At 67.8% G+C, this 17,209-nt stretch carries 18 protein-coding genes and 2 pseudogenes; 12 read left to right on the top strand and 8 right to left on the bottom strand.

Annotation, left to right across the window (positions count from 1 at the left end; translation table 11 throughout):
- Nucleotides 1-3 precede the first annotated feature (3 nt).
- From BN1193_RS17945 to BN1193_RS15235, 4 genes and pseudogenes are all read right to left on the bottom strand, one after another.
- Nucleotides 4-195, bottom strand: coding sequence for a DNA/RNA helicase domain-containing protein (locus tag BN1193_RS17945; RefSeq protein ID WP_141396706.1), 192 nt, complete (start codon nucleotides 193-195; stop codon nucleotides 4-6).
- Nucleotides 149-555: pseudogene (locus BN1193_RS15245) on the bottom strand (transposase); the annotation flags it as partial. The gene BN1193_RS17945 and the pseudogene BN1193_RS15245, both read right to left, overlap by 47 nt.
- Nucleotides 556-622: 67 nt before the next feature.
- Entirely contained in the window at nucleotides 623-1,966 is a 1,344-nt protein-coding gene (locus BN1193_RS15240) for a 5-methylcytosine restriction system specificity protein McrC (RefSeq protein WP_040167729.1), read from the bottom strand.
- Nucleotides 1,959-3,692: an McrB family protein gene (locus BN1193_RS15235; protein ID WP_040167727.1), complete on the bottom strand. Its 1,734-nt coding sequence runs from the start codon at nucleotides 3,690-3,692 to the stop codon at nucleotides 1,959-1,961. Before BN1193_RS15235 ends, BN1193_RS15240 begins: the two co-directional genes overlap by 8 nt.
- A gap of 128 nt (nucleotides 3,693-3,820) precedes the next feature.
- Here BN1193_RS15235 and BN1193_RS15230 point away from each other — a divergent pair, with 128 nt between their 5' ends.
- From BN1193_RS15230 to BN1193_RS15210, 4 genes and pseudogenes are all read left to right on the top strand, one after another.
- Nucleotides 3,821-4,711 carry an MT-A70 family methyltransferase gene (locus BN1193_RS15230; RefSeq protein ID WP_040167725.1) on the top strand — a complete coding sequence of 297 codons (891 nt, stop codon included), beginning with the start codon at nucleotides 3,821-3,823 and terminating at the stop codon, nucleotides 4,709-4,711.
- 225 nt (nucleotides 4,712-4,936) lie between these two features.
- On the top strand, nucleotides 4,937-5,434 hold the full coding sequence (locus BN1193_RS15220) for a DUF3427 domain-containing protein (protein ID WP_094770568.1): 498 nt from the start codon (nucleotides 4,937-4,939) through the stop codon (nucleotides 5,432-5,434).
- 28 nt (nucleotides 5,435-5,462) lie between these two features.
- Nucleotides 5,463-7,175 carry a helicase-related protein gene (locus BN1193_RS15215; protein ID WP_052460851.1) on the top strand — a complete coding sequence of 571 codons (1,713 nt, stop codon included), beginning with the start codon at nucleotides 5,463-5,465 and terminating at the stop codon, nucleotides 7,173-7,175.
- Nucleotides 7,176-7,347: 172 nt separating this feature from the next.
- Nucleotides 7,348-8,358: pseudogene (locus BN1193_RS15210) on the top strand (ATP-dependent helicase C-terminal domain-containing protein); the annotation flags it as partial.
- A gap of 241 nt (nucleotides 8,359-8,599) precedes the next feature.
- On the opposite strand, the gene BN1193_RS15205 reads toward BN1193_RS15210, so the two are convergent.
- Complete coding sequence (locus BN1193_RS15205; RefSeq protein ID WP_040167720.1) at nucleotides 8,600-9,469, bottom strand: helix-turn-helix transcriptional regulator; 870 nt, start codon at nucleotides 9,467-9,469, stop codon at nucleotides 8,600-8,602.
- A gap of 77 nt (nucleotides 9,470-9,546) precedes the next feature.
- Here BN1193_RS15205 and BN1193_RS15200 point away from each other — a divergent pair, with 77 nt between their 5' ends.
- The 3 genes from BN1193_RS15200 to BN1193_RS15190 are packed head-to-tail and all read left to right on the top strand — an operon-like array spanning nucleotide 9,547 to nucleotide 11,642.
- Nucleotides 9,547-10,341 carry an SDR family oxidoreductase gene (locus BN1193_RS15200; RefSeq protein WP_230206524.1) on the top strand — a complete coding sequence of 265 codons (795 nt, stop codon included), beginning with the start codon at nucleotides 9,547-9,549 and terminating at the stop codon, nucleotides 10,339-10,341.
- 60 nt (nucleotides 10,342-10,401) lie between these two features.
- Nucleotides 10,402-10,815, top strand: coding sequence for an SRPBCC family protein (locus BN1193_RS15195; protein ID WP_040167718.1), 414 nt, complete (start codon nucleotides 10,402-10,404; stop codon nucleotides 10,813-10,815).
- A gap of 50 nt (nucleotides 10,816-10,865) precedes the next feature.
- On the top strand, nucleotides 10,866-11,642 hold the full coding sequence (locus BN1193_RS15190; protein ID WP_141396705.1) for a hypothetical protein: 777 nt from the start codon (nucleotides 10,866-10,868) through the stop codon (nucleotides 11,640-11,642).
- 1 nt (nucleotide 11,643) lies between these two features.
- Here BN1193_RS15190 and BN1193_RS15185 read toward each other — a convergent pair whose 3' ends face one another.
- The gene (locus BN1193_RS15185; RefSeq protein WP_230206523.1) at nucleotides 11,644-12,000 is read right to left on the bottom strand and encodes an ABC transporter permease; all 357 of its coding nucleotides are present in this window, start codon (nucleotides 11,998-12,000) and stop codon (nucleotides 11,644-11,646) included.
- A gap of 34 nt (nucleotides 12,001-12,034) precedes the next feature.
- Nucleotides 12,035-12,484, bottom strand: coding sequence for a hypothetical protein (locus BN1193_RS15180; protein WP_141396704.1), 450 nt, complete (start codon nucleotides 12,482-12,484; stop codon nucleotides 12,035-12,037).
- 194 nt (nucleotides 12,485-12,678) lie between these two features.
- Between BN1193_RS15180 and BN1193_RS15175 the strand changes: the two genes are divergently transcribed.
- The 5 genes from BN1193_RS15175 to BN1193_RS15155 are packed head-to-tail and all read left to right on the top strand — an operon-like array spanning nucleotide 12,679 to nucleotide 16,480.
- Complete coding sequence (locus BN1193_RS15175) at nucleotides 12,679-13,887, top strand: OmpA family protein (protein WP_052460850.1); 1,209 nt, start codon at nucleotides 12,679-12,681, stop codon at nucleotides 13,885-13,887.
- Between the two features lie 5 nt (nucleotides 13,888-13,892).
- Complete coding sequence (locus tag BN1193_RS15170; RefSeq protein WP_040167713.1) at nucleotides 13,893-14,429, top strand: hypothetical protein; 537 nt, start codon at nucleotides 13,893-13,895, stop codon at nucleotides 14,427-14,429.
- A 13-nt stretch (nucleotides 14,430-14,442) separates the two neighbouring features.
- Nucleotides 14,443-14,844 (top strand): DUF4190 domain-containing protein, encoded by a 402-nt coding sequence (locus tag BN1193_RS15165; protein ID WP_052460849.1) that lies wholly within the window; start codon nucleotides 14,443-14,445, stop codon nucleotides 14,842-14,844.
- Complete coding sequence (locus tag BN1193_RS15160; protein WP_040167712.1) at nucleotides 14,841-15,560, top strand: response regulator transcription factor; 720 nt, start codon at nucleotides 14,841-14,843, stop codon at nucleotides 15,558-15,560. The genes BN1193_RS15165 and BN1193_RS15160 overlap by 4 nt, the downstream gene beginning before the upstream one ends.
- Nucleotides 15,557-16,480, top strand: coding sequence for a sensor histidine kinase (locus BN1193_RS15155; RefSeq protein WP_052460848.1), 924 nt, complete (start codon nucleotides 15,557-15,559; stop codon nucleotides 16,478-16,480). Before BN1193_RS15160 ends, BN1193_RS15155 begins: the two co-directional genes overlap by 4 nt.
- Nucleotides 16,481-16,528: 48 nt before the next feature.
- Here BN1193_RS15155 and BN1193_RS15150 read toward each other — a convergent pair whose 3' ends face one another.
- A complete protein-coding gene (locus BN1193_RS15150; RefSeq protein WP_040167710.1) occupies nucleotides 16,529-17,041 on the bottom strand; it encodes a hypothetical protein in 513 nt (170 codons plus the stop codon).
- Nucleotides 17,042-17,209 lie beyond the last annotated feature (168 nt).

The raw sequence follows: 17,209 nt of genomic DNA, 5'->3' as shown, positions 1-17,209 counted from the left end.
GAGTTACCTCTTCCGCGTCGACCAGATCGCGAGCCATGCGATGGGCCAAGCTGTTTTCCGGTGAGCCCGCAGGCGTTCGCGGACTCCGGCGTCGCAAGCGTAGACGTAGGTTCCGCGAACGCCCCGGGTCAGCAGGACGCCGTAGGTGTTCGGAGCAGATCCGCGAGACCGTCGACCGAGAGATGCCGATGTCATTGCCCAGCGCGCGGACCAGCTGGTCTACCCTGCGGGTGGAGACCCCTCGATCCATGCCTGGCAGATCACCGCGTAGAGAGCCTTATCGACCCGGCGGCGTGGGGGCAACAGGCGAGGGAAGAACGAACCGGCCTCGCCCGCCGGGGTCGCGAGAGCCTTCGGGCGGGCCCCGTTGCGGCGGATGGTTCGCTCCGGGGTTCGCTCATGCGGCGCCGCGCCAATACTGATCGTCGCTTCCGCATCCATCAGATTCTGCAGACCCCCTTGCAGTATCCGACGGAACACGTCGGAGTGTGCGAGCGCGGGATCGGCGAGAACTTCGCCTATCAGCGTCGTCGAGGCAGACTGACACTGGGTTATCGTGGGATCACTTTCGTGGTTCTTGGCGGAACAACAGGTCTCCCACGATGACCCTCACCGAGCCCAGCTAAAGCGCGTCAAGCGTTCGATAGAGGCTAACGCGGTGCGTATCTGCGCTCGGACCGACGTCGAAGAAGACCACGTGGCAAACGGGTGAGAAACCGAGCACGCGCAGAGGCTCTGGGTACGGCTCGGCTGCCCCGAGGGCGACGGGGTAGAGAAGCGCGACCTTGTCAGTACGCAAGCCTGAGTGTCGCCCGTATGCAACTGCCTGGTAGATATCCGCCCGCCGAACGCGAATGCGCTGCCCACGGGTGGCAGCAAGATCAATCGTCTCGTCTGCCGCAGCCGCACCTGTCGGCATCACGTTCTTGTATTTCGCGTCGAGAATGAGTCGCACACCATCTGAGCGGCGGATCACGTAATCTGGCTTCACGGGCGTCGAGCCATTTACGCTCCCGACATTGTCAACCAACGTCGCACGTTGGCGACCCCTCACCCGCGTCGCTCCCGGCCAGGCGTCTAGAACGTTGCCGAGCGCTTGCTCATACAGCGCGTTCAGCGACCACATGATTTCGTCTTGCATGTGTCCACCGATCTCCGTGGAGACGTAGGTACCCTCAAGGAGCGCGGTTGTGAAACGGACGATCGGCCCGTAGTGACGGAGTGGACCAGAGAGACTAAACCGGCGCGCATCTTGCGGACGCATCGGCACATCTGCGACGCCGGCGAACAGCGCGAGCGCTCTCCGAGTTAACTCATCGAGCGCTGTGCGGGCGCCTTCTACGGGAACAGCTTGCGATAGAACGGCGACCTGGCGCAGACCCGCTTTCAGGTAGCGATTCGCAGCAGTGTCGTGAGTGGGCTCAGTGAACCGCGCAGGAACGACATGTGGTCGTGCCTGGGCGAGGGAACGGCTGAGGTACCGAGCCACATCGATGCGCCCGCGAACGCGCCCAATCAAGTCCTCTTCACGCACCATGTATCCGCGACGGAGCCAGCGCGTCGCGAAAGAAAGCACTTCGGCCACGTACCAGCCGAGCAAGCACGCAGCGGGTTCGGAGCGCATCGCCGCAAGGCTCGCTCGCGCGTCCTTGAGCTTCCTGCCGACGCTCTTCGTGCCAAACGCCCAGTCTGCGAGGAAGAAGAGGTCGAGACCGCCAATCTTCGGCATGACCCTCAGGTGCACCGGCGCTCCATTGACGTCGAGCCGCGCGATGCCTGTGAAGTCCGAAGAACGGACCGTCCAGGTTTCGTCCCCGGGGGCCTTCTGGAAGGAAAGATTCAGGTCCTGCCAACGCTCCGGTGGCACAGCTTTGATTAGCGCATCGGTTGCGCGAGCAGTCGATTGCTCCGCGATCTCAAGTGTCGGCGCCCCGATGTCCCAGTCCGCGGACGGCACGTCAGGCATCGCCCGGAGGCTCAGTCTCGCCGTTGCCCGATTCTCTCGCGACGAGCCAGTCGAGCAGCGCTCGCTCAACGCTGTCTTGATTGCCAGTGTCGCCGTCCACACCGATCGTACTCAGCACTGAAGCCAGCTTCGCACCATCGACGAGGCCTTCGGCCGCGTACTCGGTGAGCAGCGGCGCAACCTCGTACGCGAATCGGCGTGCGATCAACTTCAGGGACTCTGTTTCGTTCGTAGCGTCGCCTGACGGGAGGAAGTAGGAATGCCCGACAGCCAGTGCGGCATTGTTGTCAGCCGTCGTGAACAGCCCGGAGACTGCTTCGAAGAGGTGCCGAGCCGCCGCACTGTCAGCGGCTCCGTGCCAGGGTGCACCGTCGATGATGGAGGCGTCCGGCTCCAGCGTGATGAAGGTGAACCGGCGACGAAGCGCGTAGTCGATCAACGCGATGCTGCGATCGGCAGTGTTCATCGTTCCAAGCAGTATGAGGTTCGACGGGAGAGTCATCGAAGCACTGCCGTCTACGGTGTATGGCGTACGCACCGGTGCGTCGCGATACTCGAGCGCGTACAGGAGTTCACCGAACACTCTCGCGATGTCCGCGCGGTTAACCTCGTCGACGATCAATATGACGTCGCAACTACTACCAGCTGCGCGCAGTTCGACGGCGACCGCAGCGAGAAAGCTGAGCACACGGTGCTCGGCTTGGAATGTGACGCCATTGGCGGTCGGGACTGGTGCGAGCGTCCGCACAAAATCCTCGTACCCATAGCTCGGATGGAACTGCGCGATATCCCAGACAGCGGTGAGCCCCTGCCGTATAGCGGCTCGGGCGACATCCTGAGGAGTTCGCTCATTGGATGGCAATGCACCCGCGATGGTGGACAAGTTCGAATCATCACCGCGGCCAGCGGAAGCCCACTCGACATAACGTTTCGCCACGAACGTCTTGCCGGTGCCAGGAGCACCTTGGAGGACCACCTGCTTCCGCCGCCGAGCCTCCTCATGCAAGAGGCGCAGGTCGGAGGGGAGCTCAGTACGTGTCAGCATCGGCGCAGTCGCACGAGGGAGTGTCGCGGCGCGGAACTCGTCCTTCGTGAGTCCGAACCAGCGATTCGCCCGCCATAGAAGTGCGAGCTCGACCGAGTCTCCACGCTTCGCCACAACCTTGCTGACCTGGACCCGAATGCGCTCCGTGAGAAATTCAACAACGGCAGGCACGAACTGCGCAGTGGGCAGGAAGCGGATAGCACCGACAATCGTTGAGCCGTATCGCTCCGGAACGAACAGCGGAACGGCGACTGCCTGGTTCAGAAGCGACGATGCGGCTTTGCGTGCTTGATCCCCAACGCCTAGGCGAACAAACGCCTGCTCAACGACATCGGTCGAAAAACCAGCAGGGTCGAAGCTGCCCGCGTCGTTGGCGAGAGTCTCCTCCACGACCTGAGCCATGCGCGGTTCAGCAAACACCCGTGCCGCCCACGCAAGTGCGTTCGCCGTGGCTGTGTCGCCCGCTCGGGCCGCGCGAAGCCAGGCATCATCCACGAGTGCGCCACGATGGAACGCGAACATGCTCTCTACCCAGCTCGCTGCGGATTCCGCGCTGTTGCTGTCAGCAATGTCCATGACCTGCTGCAAACTCATCCCGGGTGTGACCTGTGCGGCGGTGGTCGTCAGACGCGCAAGGGTTGTATTCCTCGTCAGAGACATGTGTTGGAGCCCGACATCCATGTATCGATGCTATCGACGCCCGGACCGTGTCGCACGGATCGTGACACGCGCGGCGGATACCGCGCATAACGTCCGACCCAAGATCTAAAGTAACCTCAATCCCAAGATCTAAATTGGAGACACTCCCCATGACCCTGTCTATCGAGCCGCCCCAGAGGACGTCTGCTGCTCCCCTCCGCGAAGAGCAGCCGCCGCCACCGCTGCCCGAAGTCGAAGGCGGGTTCAAGACGGTTTACGCCGACCCGCCGTGGCAGTTCCAGAACCGGACAGGCAAGGTCGCACCGGAGCACCGCCGCCTCGATCGCTACTCCACAATGACTCTCGATACGATCAAGGCGTTGCCCGTCGCCGACCGCGTAGCAAAGGACGCACACCTCTACCTCTGGGTGCCGAACGCTTTGCTTCCCGATGGGCTCGCAGTGATGGGGGCCTGGGGCTTCCGCTACGTCAGCAACATCATCTGGGCGAAGCGGCGGAAGGATGGGGGCCCAGACGGGCGCGGTGTCGGATTCTACTTCCGGAATGTCACGGAGATTCTGCTCTTTGGGGTGCGCGGCTCGATGCGCACTCTGGCACCTGCACGCTCCCAGGTGAACATGGTCGAAACACGCAAGCGCGAGCACTCACGCAAACCGGACGAGTTCTACCCACTCATCGAGGCCTGCTCGCCCGGACCGTTCCTCGAAATGTTTGCCCGTCGAGCTCAGCCCGGATGGCACGCGTTTGGCGACGAGGCTTCGGACGAGATCGAGCCCCGAGGTCGCGAACAGAGGGGCTACGGCGGGGGTGATATCGAGCGCTCCTGGCAGCCGGACGAAGCGCCGCGTCTCGCACCGCATCAGCGCCTCGATGGCGCGGTCGCGGACGAACTCGCGAAGCTTGTGCGTGCTTTCTACGATGCCGGACAGAGCATCCGAGACATCGCCGAGGCAACTGGTTACAGCATCCAGCGAGTGAGGAGCCTGCTTCAACACGCAGGGGCTGACCTCCGACCGCGCGGTGGCACCCACGGGGGCTGACCGGCCTCAGCATCGTTTTTCGTGGCACCGGCGCCTAGCATCGTTGCGAGCACCGCATGGCGGCTGCACCGAGCGAGGACGCATGGCCGCGGGCAGTCCCGGGCACTTCGTTTGCTGACGCCGTCAACGATCTGATCGAGACTGCTGTCGCTGTCGCTGTCGCTGTCGCTGTCGCTGTCGCTGTCGCTGTCGCTGTCGCTGTCGCTGTCGCTGTCGCTGTCGCTGATGCGAGACACCCGTTCCACGAGACCATTCGTCACAGGTCTCCGATATTCGCGTAAAGGCGCCTGCGCGCCACTAGGCTTGGACAAGAACGTCTCATCTACCGTCTACGGCTACAAGGTCGACCGACGAACTGCAACCTGCCCAGTCTTCGTCACGCTGCACAAGAGTGGCGACGTGTCAGCGAGCACCGCCTGTGGGGATTGGCTCATCGATCAGTTCTCAACGCAGTGGCTTACCAGGAGCAGGCCGACCCTCGCGAGTGCCGAGGTCGCCGCAATCGTGTTGGGCGGCGTCGAGATTGACATCTCCGTGAAGAAGGATGATGCGCAGGTGGCAGACTTCTACTATCTGGGCAGAGCGTTCGCGGAAGGTGCAACTCAAAAGTCACTGCTCGACGGCGAGGGAAGCGTTCTGCCGGTCGTGGAGATGACACCGCGCTGGCGTAATCCCATCGACATGGCCCTGTTTGACTACTTCCAGCCCGTCCTGACCGTTTAAGCCGGCGCGACTTACCAGCAACGCGACAATGCCAAGAACATTCTCGTCCGATCGAGCCGCCACGCGGGAGCCGCTCGCTTTCGAGGCCGTTGTACCGAAGTTCGCCGTTGTCCTCGACACCTCCGCGGTCGCCGTGCTCTCGGCCCCGCCCGGCACGGGCAAGACGACGCTCGTGCCGCCGCTCGTCGCGAACCGCGTCGCCGGACGGGTCGTCGTCACCCAGCCGCGGCGGGTGGCGGCACCGGCGGCGGCGCGACGGATCGCGACGCTCGACGGCAGCAGGCTCGGGGAACGCGTTGGGTACACCGTGCGCGGCGACCGCGTGCTCGAGCCCGGGGCGCGCATCGAGATGGTCACGCCGGGCGTCTTGCTCCGCCGACTCCTCGACGACCCCGGACTCGAGGGCGTCGGCGCGGTCATCATCGACGAAATCCACGAACGCGCACTCGAGACGGACCTCTTGCTCGGCGTGCTCGGCGAGGTCCGGGAGCTGCGCGACGACCTCATCCTCATCGCCATGTCCGCCACCGTCGACGCGGACCGCTACGCCGCCCTCCTTGGAACCGACGTCGCGCCGGCACCGGTCATCACGCACGCCGCCGAAGCCCACCCGCTCGAGGTCCGCTGGGTGCCCCCGCCCGGACCCCGCATGGATGACCGCGGCATCACTCCCACCTACCTCCGCCACGTCGCCGACACCGCGGCCGCCGCGCACCGCGACCTCCGCCGCACCACCCCGGACGCCGACGCGCTCGTCTTCGCGCCCGCCGCCCGCGACGTCGCCACCATCGCCCGGCATCTGCGCGACCTCACCGCTGACACCGACGTCCTCGAGCTCCACGGGCAGCTCCCCGCCGCGGAACAGGACCGCGCCCTCGCCGGCCGCGAACCCGGCGGACGACCGCGCATCGTCGTCACCACGGCCATCGCGGAGTCCTCGCTCACCGTGCCCGGCGTCCGCCTCGTCATCGACACCTGCCTCGCCCGCGTCCCCCGTCGCGACGCCGCACGCGGCATGACCGGACTCGTCACCGTCCCCGCCGCCCGCGCCTCCGCAACCCAGCGCGCCGGCCGCGCCACCCGCCTCGGCCCGGGAATCGTCGTCCGCTGCGTCGACGAACGGACCTTCGCCGCCGCTCCGGCGTTTCCCACGCCGGAGATCCGGACCGCGGACCTCACCGACGCCGCGCTCCTCCTGGCGTGCTGGGGCGCCCCCGGCGGCCGCGGCCTCCGGATGCCGGACCCGCTCCCGGCCGACGCCCTCGCTCAGGCCACTGCCACACTCACCGGACTCGGCGCCATCGACGGCGACGGCCGCGCCACCGACACCGGACGCCGCCTCGCCCGCATCCCCACCGACCCCCGCCTCGGTCGCGCGCTGCTCGACGGTGCGGGACTCGTCGGCGCCCGCACCGCCGCGGAGGTCGTCGCAGCCATCTCGGACGACATTCGCGCCACGGACGGCGATCTCGGTGCCACTGTCCGCGCCCTCCGGGACGGACGCCACCCGGCCAGCCGCGCGTGGGAGCGCGAAGTGAAACGGTTCCGACGCCTCGCGGAACGCGGGGGAGGAGATGCGAGCTCACGTGAGCGGCAGGACGACCATCGGCGTGTCGGCACGGACGGGACCGGACAGCACCGCGCCTCCACCTCAGCCGGCCGCGCGCACCATCGCGCGGAAGCTGACGGCCGGTCGGCCCCCGCCGGCAGCCTCGCGCAGAGGAGATGCGAGCTCACGTGAGCGGCAGGACGACCATCGGCGTGTCGGCACGGACGGGACCGGACAGCACCGCGCCTCCCCCTCAGCCGGCCGCGCGCACCATCGCGCGGAAGCTGACGGCCGGTCGGCCCCCGCCGGCAGCCTCGCGCACCCCGTCCCCGACGATGCCGCCGGGACCGCACCCCGCGCCCGCACGCACGCTGCCGACGCCGTCGGACTCATTGCGGCACTCGCGTTCCCGGACCGCATCGCGCGGCGGGTGGCGAACGCGGACGGGGGAGCGGTGTTCCTCCTCGCCTCCGGCACCCGCGCGGGACTGACCGGACCCCTCGCCGGCGAACCGTGGATCGTCGTGACCGACGTCACCCGCGCCGAGGGGCGCGCCGCCGCCGGAACCGGCGCCATCATCCGCGCAGCCGCCGCGATAACCGAGGGCACCGCACTTCAGACGGCGAGTCACCTCGTCACCGACCGCGTCGAGGTGACTTTCGCGGACGGACGCGCCACCGCACGCCGAGAACAGCGTGTCGGGGCGATCGTCCGCTCGTCCGCACCCGTGCCGGTGAAGGGAGCGCCGGGCGCGCACGACGCCGTCCGCCGGGCGATCGCCACCGACGGCCTCGGCATCTTCCGCTGGACGGACGGCGCCCGCGAACTCCGCGGACGCCTCGCCCTGCTGCACCGCCACCTCGGGGAGCCGTGGCCGGACGTGTCCGACGATGCCCTGCTGGGCCGCCTGGACGACTGGCTCGCGCCCGAGATCGATGCGCTCGCGGCCGGCGGGTCCGCCGCGAAAGCGGACCTCACCTCGGCTCTGCGCCGTCTGCTGCCGTGGCCGGAGGCATCACGACTCGACGAGCTCGTCCCGGAACGCCTGGCGGTGCCCAGCGGGTCCCGCATCCGCATCAGCTATCCGGACGACGCGGATGGTCAGCCCGTCGTCGCGGTGAAGCTCCAGGAGTGCTTCGGCCTCACCACGTCGCCGCATCTTGTGAACGGCCGCGTGCCGGTGCTGTTCCACCTGCTCTCGCCGGCCGGACGTCCGCTCGCCGTGACCGCGGACCTCGCCTCGTTCTGGGCCGGACCCTACGCTCAGGTCCGCGCGGAGATGCGCGGTCGCTACCCGAAGCACCCCTGGCCCGAGGACCCGCAGACAGCCCTCGCCACGGCGAAGACGAAGAAGCGTCTCGCTGAAGGTAGCTGACTGTTGCCGGCCATGGCGTTTGCTGACCGGCTGCGCTGAAGATCGCTGAGTGATCGGGCACGCGTCGGCGGCTGCCCGACCGAGTCTGACGGGAATGTCGAAATAATCTGATCCTTGGCGAGGATCGCTGAGCTGGTGCGAGGTGTGAATCTGCGCGGCAATGCGAGGCCCGGGGCGCACGACCGCAGGCCGACCCTTCTGCGCGCGCCGGCGGGCCGCGGGCATGCGAGGCCTCCTCAGGTCAGCCCTGAGGGGCCGCCGGGGTTCGCGGTGTCGCGGTCGTCGGTCGTCCTGTCGGGGCGTCGGCGTTCCAGGATCCGAGCGCGGTGAGCGCGTCGCGGGTGGTCTCGTTGGATGGCGTGTAGGTCACGAGCATCTGGTCGGGTTCGCCGGGCAGCGTGAGCGTTTCGTAGGAGAACTCAAGTCGGCCCGCATTCGGATGATGGACGATCTTGGTGCCGTGGGACTTCGTGACGACCTCTTGTCGGGCCCATAGCCGAGCGAAGTCTTTGCTGTCGATCGTCAATTCGCCGATGAGGCTGCGGAGCCGGAGGTCGTCTGGACGCAGGCCGACCACTCGCCGGAGGTGGGCAGCGGTTTCGATGGCGACGTTCTCCCAGTCGGGGTAATACGCCCGCGCGTCGGGGTCGAGGAATACCTGTCGCGCTGCATTCCTCCGATGCGGGTCTTGGGGCATCGCCAGGACCGCGTCGCCGAGGAGGTTTGCGGCAATGATGTCCATGCACGGTCCGAGCACGAACGCTGGAACATCGGTCATCGCGTCAAGGAGCGCGAGAATTCCGGCTCGGGTCGAACGGTTCGGGGAGCTGGGCTGCACGCGGTCGGGGTGGACGAGCCGGTGCAGGTGCTCGGTCTCGACGGCGTCCAGACGCAGGGTTCTCGCGACGGCGTCGAGTATCTGGTCGGACGCCTGGCGAGCTCGCCCCTGCTCCAGCCGCACGTAGTAGTCCGGGCTCACCCCGGACAGGAGCGCGACTTCTTCTCGTCGCAGGCCTGGGACGCGGCGTTGGCCGAAGTTCGGGAGGCCACAATCCTCGGGGGTCAGCCGTTCGCGTTTGGCGCGGAGGAAGTCGCCGATTTCCGATGCCATTCATCCAGTATCTGTGACGCCGTCACGGTGTGGGTGGTCCCGTCAGACCTAGGTACACCCGATACCTTCCGCCCGCGATGCTGTACTTCGAGAGTGAGTTCATGGAATCAATCACGAACTCAATGCCCCTTTCCAATCGAACGGCCGTCATCACTGGCGCAAGCGGTGGGATGGGTTCTGCAATCGCCGCGCGTCTCGTGGCCGAGGGTGCCGCAGTTGCGGTGCTCGGGCGCCGCACCGAGAAACTTGACCAGCTTGCCGCCGGACTCTCCGATGGGCCAGGACGCATCGTCCCGGTCACAACGGACATCACCTCCGAGACTGACGTCGAGGCAGCGGTCGCGACGATTCACGAAGCGCTGGGAGAAGTGGATCTGCTCGTCAACGCCGCCGGCGTCATGCTGGCCAATCCTCTGTCCGACGGACGCTCCGACGAATGGGAAACGATGATCGAAACGAACCTCACGGGACTTCTGCGCGTAACCCGCGCATTTCTGCCCGACTTGCTCGGCCACAAACACGACGTACCGGCGGACATCATCAACATCTCATCGATCGCCGCACATGTCGTGTTCCCCGATTACGCCGTCTATGCCGCCACGAAAGCCGCTGTGACCGCGCTGTCAGCAATGCAGCGCACGGAGATCGCTCGTGACGGCGTCCGGGTCACGAACATCGAACCCGGTCTCACTGATACCGAGTTGGGGACGCATCTCGACAATGACCGACTCCGGAGCGAGCTGCAGAGCATGTTCGCCGCGATCGAGCCGATCAAGGCTGTCGACATCGCCGATCTCGTTCACTACGTCGTCACCCGTCCGGCGAACGTGAATCTCCGCCAGGTGATGATCCTGCCCACTCTGCAAGCCTGACCGCTGTGCTCCAGGTTGTGATGGGGGCTCTCGAACCCCGCATGGCGAGACAATGGCGGTATGGGTGCTGAGTCGCAGGATGTGAGCGTGGTCATCGCCGCAGCGCCGGAGGATGTGTACGCGTACGCGGTGGATCCGGCGCACCTGCCGGAGTGGGCCGCAGGGCTCGCCACCGGCGTGACGGAGGTCGGCGGACGGTGGATGGCGGAATCGCCGCTCGGCCCGATCGAGATCCGGTTCGCACCGCGCAACACGGACGGCGTGCTCGACCACGAGATCATCACGGCGGACGGGACGGTCTTCCACAACCCGATGCGCGTGGTGCCGCATCCGGACGGCGCCGAGGTGATCTTCACCGTCAACCGCCTGGCGGGTGCGACTGACACGGAGTTCGAGGACGATGTGGCGGCCGTTCGCGCTGACCTCGCCACGCTCGCCGCCGTCCTGCGGATCCAGCCGCCTGGCGCGATCTGACACGAATCCGGGCGCAGGGACACCGCCCGAGCCCCGATTACAATCGCGCCGTGGGGGAGAGTGCTGTGTCGACGCGGCGATGGGCGATTCCGGTGGGCGTCGGGGTGGTGGCGCTCATCCTCTTCTTCGCGCCCGTGGTCGCGCTTGTGAGCTGGTCTTCCTGGGTGACCTGCGGTGCGGTCGCGGACTTCCGCCCGCTGGTCACGCCGATCTACATGTACCTCGAATCCTCCGAGAGACCGGATTTCGACGCGATGGACGCCTACGACGCGACCATCGTGGCATGCAACACGGCGGTCGTCTCGCGCCGCGTGGCAGTGGTGGTGGCCATCGCCACAGCCCTGATCGCCCTGGCGCTCGCGGTGCGGTGGCGGCGCGATCCGCTCGGAGCCGGGCGCCGCGGGTCGGGTGCCGGACCCACGGCACCGCCGGCACTCGCGTTGCCGCGCCCGGTCCCGTCGGGGCGCGATCTCGCGCTGTCCTGGTCAGCGGCCGCAGTAGCCGTCGTCGCCCTCGCCCTGCTCCTCATGCCGATCCGCATCGGGCATCCCGACGGCATGGCGACCACGTGTCCGTCGATCGCCGCCGTGACGGTGGGCCGGACCCCCGCGATTCCCACGGCGTCCACCGACCTCACCGGGGAGACCTCGTCGTTCCTGTCCGGAACGTCCCTCGATGACGCCCTCTTCAGCAGCATCGGCACGGACCACTTCGTGGCGTTCTGTTCGACGGGGATGACCGCACGCGGACTCGTCGTCCTCGGGGTGCTCGGTCTCGGGGGCGGGGTGCTCGCCGGCGTTCGCACGCGCGGACGGACACGCGACTGAGCTACAACCTCTGAGTGCGGGACAGGACCGTCTGGATGATCACGACGATCGCGAGGAACGCACCGGAGACCACCGCCTGCACCGAGCTCGTCAGCGACCCGACCTGGTTGATGAGGTTCTGAATGACGGTGAGCAGCAGCACACCAGCGGTCGTTCCGACGAGGTTGCCGCGCCCGCCGGACAGCAGCGTGCCGCCGATCACCACGGCGGAGATCGCGGAGAGCTCCAGGCCGACCCCGACGTTCGGCACACCCGAGGACGAGTAGGCCGCGGTGAGCATCCCGGCCAGACCGGCGCACAGTCCGCTCAGCACATAGACGGAGAAGTGGTTCAGGGATTCGCGCTCCGCTCGGAACATCGGGCGGAGCGCGAATTCCGCACTATCGGGTCCGCTACTTCAGGGTGATGCGACGCTCACCGGCGGCGAAGAGGTCGTTCTCGGCGAAAGAGCCGCCGTCGCGCTCGCCGACGGTGACCTTGTAGTCCTTCTCGCCACGCTTGAGGTCGGAGATGAAGAACGACAGGGCGCAGTCGTCGCCCTGGGCGGACAGCGGAGTGAGCTTCGCCTCGCCCAGCTTGTCACCGCCGTCGTTGGTGATCTCTACCGGGGTGCCTTCCTTCACGTCCGCGAAGTCGGACGTCGGAACGCACGTCTCCGCCTTCTCGGATGCCGCGGCGTCGGAGGGAACGAGAACGACGCCGCCGACCGTGGTCTTCTGGGATCCGGAGTCGGCGGTGGCGGAGGCAGTGCCGGCGCCTCCGGACCCGGTGCCGGAGCAACCGGCCAAGGCGGCGATCAGGGCGACGGTGGCGAAGGGCAGAACGATCAATCGATTTTTCACGCGGCCGACCCTAGGCGCGAAACGTGAATTCCCCCTGAGCATCGGAGGCGGGTTAGCCTGAGACCACATTTCGACCGTGGGGAGAGAGCCGGAATGACGGGGGAGACGTTCGCGCCGGGGCTGTCGCAGATCTGCGACAGGACTGCGACAGCAGTGCGACCAGCGCGCGCCGCCGCGTTCCTAGCGTTGATGTCATGAGCCAGATCACGCACCGCGCACTCGTCGCGACCGCCCTGACCCTCGCCTCCGTCGGCGTCCTCGCCGGCTGTGCGGGTGGCCCCGCCGCGACGGCACCCGCGACGACGGCAGCCGCCGCACAGCCCGCCGCGGCACCTGCCGAGAACGCCGACGCAGACCCGGACGTGGCGACCGTCGCCGGCTATGCACCCGGACAGTTCCCGCCGGTGCCGCTGTTTACGCTGCCGGACATCTCTCTGCTGGACGCGTCGCTCGCGGGCTTCGCGATCGACCTCACCGCCGACCTCACCCCCCGGCCCGGGTTGGACATCCGACCCGCGGCGTGTGGCGACATGACCGAGCGTGCCGCCGGCCGCGGCACGGCACTGCTGTACGGCGACGGGTCCGGCAACTACACCGGCCCCGACGGCTCCACGCAGAACTACGGCGACGGTTCCGGCACCTTCACCGCGAACGGGGTGACCTCCACGGTCTACGGTGACGGTTCCGGCTCCTACGAGTCCGACCAGCTCACGATCCAGAACTACGGCGACGGGTCCGGGTCGGCCACGACGCCGACCGGGGAGACCTGGGTCTACGGCGACGGATCCGGCTCGTACAAGGCGTCCGGAGTCGAGCAGTGGAACTACGGTGACGGTTCGGCCGAGTACATCGACAGCACCGTCGAGATCCACAACTACGGTGACGGGTCCGGCAGCTATGTCACCGCCGACCTGGACATCCACAACTACGGCGACGGCACGGCCCGAGTGAACGGCACGGACATCGCGGCCGACCCGATCGCCCCGGAAGCGCCGATCGGAACCTTTCCGCCGATGGGTGTGATCGCACCGATCACGTCCTGCGGCACGACGATCACCCTGCAGGACGGTGTGCTGTTCGACTTCGACAAGTCCGACATCCGCCCGGACGCGTCCGCGACCCTCGACGAGCTCGCCGCGGCGCTGAAGGAGCTGAACGTCCCGGCCGCGGAGATCGGCGGCCACACTGACGCCATCGGTGACGACGCGTACAACCAGGATCTCTCCGAGCGGCGCGCGCAGTCCGTCGTCGACGCGCTCGTGTCCCGCGGTGTCACCGGCACCCTGACCGTCGAGGGCTACGGCGAGTCGGCGCCGGTCGCGGCGAACGAGGTCGACGGCCACGACAACCCCGCCGGACGGCAGTTGAACCGTCGCGTCGAGATCTTCATCCCGGCGTTCTGACGCTCATGATGATCCGTCGAAACCTTCTCGCCGCCGGTGCCCTGCTGGTCGCCCTTGCCCTCTCCGGGTGCTCCGTCGTCTTCGTCCCGAACGGCGGACCGGCTTCGCCGCGGGCCGACTCGACTCCCGCGTCCGAGCCGAAGTCTCCGGTCGCCGAACCGGACGCGCCGCCGGTGAACCCGTCGACGAACGCTCCCGCCGGCGACAGCCCGGCCACGAAGACATCCACCGTTCGCGACGCCGTGACCGATCCCACCGTGGTGACGTGTCCCGGCGGCACCCTCGACATCGACACCGTAGGCGCGACGATTCGACTCGAAGGGTCCTGCGAAGACCTGACCGTGAGCGGTACGTCCACGACCGTCATCGCCGGTGACATCGGGACCGTCGTCGTGAACGCTCCGAGCGTTATCGTGAGCGTGGACACCGCTGAAACCGTACGGCTCACCGAGCGAGCCGTCGGCGCCACCGTCGAATGGTTCTCCGGAGCACCGGAGGTCATCGACGACGGCACCGCGAACATCGCCGGACCCGCCCACTGAACCGGGAGAGATCATGACCGACCCATACGCACACCAGACGACGCAACCGACGGTTCCGCTGCAGCCGTATCCGCCGGCACCCCCGGCGCAGGCCTTCTACGGACAGCCGGTCGCACCCCAGCCGTACGCGTACCAGGCGCCGGGACAGCCCTACGCCTACCCGCCGGCGCGGCCGACCAGTGGGCTCGCGATCGCCTCGATGATCCTGTCGCTGCTCGGCCTCAGCCTGCTGGGCGTGATCCTCGGTCACGTCGCCCTGTCGCAGATCAAATCGACCGGAGAGAACGGACGCGGCTTCGCTCTCGCCGGGGTGATCATCGGCTACATCTCTCTGGCGTCCGTGGTGCTCGGCATCCTGTTCATGTTCCTCTTCGCCGGTGGCGTTGCGATGTGGGGCACGACGACGTACTCATGACCGACACACCTCGGCCTCGCGTGCTTCTCGTGGACGACGAGGAGGCCATCACCGCCACCCTCGCCCCGTTCCTGGAGCGCAGCGGATTCGAGGTGCACGTCGCCGGAGACGGTCTTGACGCGCTCGCGCGCTACGGCACCGTGGCTCCGGACATCGTCGTCTCCGACGTCCTGATGCCCCGCATGGACGGGCGGGAGCTGGTGCGTCGCCTGCGGGAAGCGGAGTCCTGGACGCCAGTGATCATGCTGACCAAGGTCGACGAGTCCTTCGAGCGCACGGCAGCCCTGGAGGACGGCGCCGACGACTACCTCGGCAAGCCGTTCGACCCGCCGGAGCTCGTCGCCCGCATCCGAGCCGTGCTGCGCCGGACCGCGGGTGGCGGGCGGCCTCTCACCGCCTCGTCCGGCCTGATCAGCGGCGACCTCCGATTGGACCGCACCGGACGACGTGCGGTGCTCGGCGGGAGCGTCGTCGACCTCACCCCGAAGGCGTTCGGCCTGCTGGAGTATCTGATGATGCACCCCGGCGAGGTGCACACGCGCGAGCATCTGCTCAGCGTGCTGTGGGGTTTCGAGTTCGCCGTCACCACGCGCGCCGTGGACCACCGCATCGCCGAACTGCGCCGGGTGCTCCGGGATGAGCCGCAGGACCCGCTGTTCATCGAGACCGTCACCGGTGAGGGGTACCGCTTCGTCGGACGGGTGAGCCCGGCATGACCCGCACCTGGTGGCGCTGGCTGGTCGTGTTCGCCCCGCTCGTGCTGCTCGGCGTCGTCGCGGCGATCGTCGGTGTCGCCGGGGGTGGGGGCGTCTTCGAGCTTCGCGTGCCACTGGCGACGGTCCTGGTCGGACTCGGCCTCGTCGTCACGCTGCTGCTGGGCGTACTGCTGCTCGCCCTGCCGGCGACGCGCGCCCGCCGCGGTCGGGCTCTCGTCGAGGCTCGCGATGGCGCCGAGCGGGAGGCGCGAGCCTCCCACCGCCGGTTCCTCGCGCGACTGGATCATGAGCTGAAGAACCCCGTCACCGCGATTCGGTCCGCGCTCGCGGTGGACGGCCCGGCGCCGGTGCAGAACGTGCGCATCGCCGCCACGCAGGCGAGCCGGCTCGCGACGCTCGTCGGGCAATTGCGTGGTCTCAGCGAACTGGAGACGCGGACGATCGAGAGTGTGCCGGTCGACCTCAGCGCCCTCGTCGAGGAGGAGGTCGGCGCGATCCGTGAGGAGCTCGCCGCCCGCGGCGCGCAGCGACAGATCAGCACCGCGTTCCCCACCGTGCCATGGCCGCTGCCGCCCGTGTCGGGCGACGCCGACCTGCTCGCGGTGGTCGTCCGCAACATCGTGCTGAATGCGGTCAAGTACTCCTCGGAGGGCGCGCGGATCGAGGTGCGCGGCAGCGAGGACGGCGCCGACGTCGTGCTGGATGTGGCGGACACCGGCTGGGGCATCCGTACCGAGGACCTGCCCTTCGTCTGGGACGAGCTGTGGCGATCGACCGATGCCCGCGGCGTGGAGGGCTCCGGCCTCGGGCTGTCCCTCGTCCGCGTGGTGGTCGAGCGCCACGGCGGCGAGGTCACGCTGCGCTCCCAGCCCGGCCGCGGCACCAGTGTGCGCCTGCGGCTGCCCGCCGCCCGCCGCTGACCGCCGTCCGCAGCGTCGTCATCCACCCGGGGTGGGTTGAGGTGGGCGTCAGGGGCATGGCAGGGGTGGATCGTCGTCGCGGAACATGGTGTGCAGCGCCAGGTGGGTCGGTGAGGTGATGCTCCAGACGAAGAACGCGATCATCGCGATGTCGTCGTCTGCAGGGTCCTTCTGTGTGACGCACATCGAGATGCTGGTGGACGAAGAGTCCGAGAACTGCGGCTGCGCCCAGACGATTCCGATCACGGACATGTCGTCGTCCGGCTCCAGCGCCGCGAACCACCGACGTTCGTCGCGGGCCCGGTCCTCCGTCGTATACGACAGCGTGCGCGCGAGTGTGGAGGGGTCGGATGGATCCCACGCATCGCGTGAGGCGAAGTACAGCCGGAGGGTGTCCATCGCGACATTCGCGTACTCGGGATCGATGTCCTCGGTGACCGGGTAAGTGGGTGCTGGGGCTACGGGGCTGCGCACCTCGCGCGAGGCGACCAACCCGGGAGAGCAACCGGCGAGGAGGGCCGCGGAGACCAGAACGGTGAGGGTGCGGGCGATCGTGTGCATGGCCCGAGTTTGGCGAGGTCCTCGGGTCGGGAGTCACGTTCCCGGCGCTCCCCGAATCAGTCGCGGCCGGAATCACGCTGGGGAGGAACGACGAAGGCTCCGGACCATCGTGGTCCGGAGCCTTCGGGTGTCGGTCGGCGACTCAGTAGTCGTCGCCCTCAGCCTGGG

Source organism: Microbacterium gorillae (genome assembly GCF_000826185.2).
In the GTDB taxonomy this organism is placed as follows: Bacteria; Actinomycetota; Actinomycetes; order Actinomycetales; family Microbacteriaceae; genus Microbacterium; species Microbacterium gorillae.
Note: the sequence above shows the minus strand (reverse complement) of the source record. Positions and strands in the feature narration are given on the sequence as shown.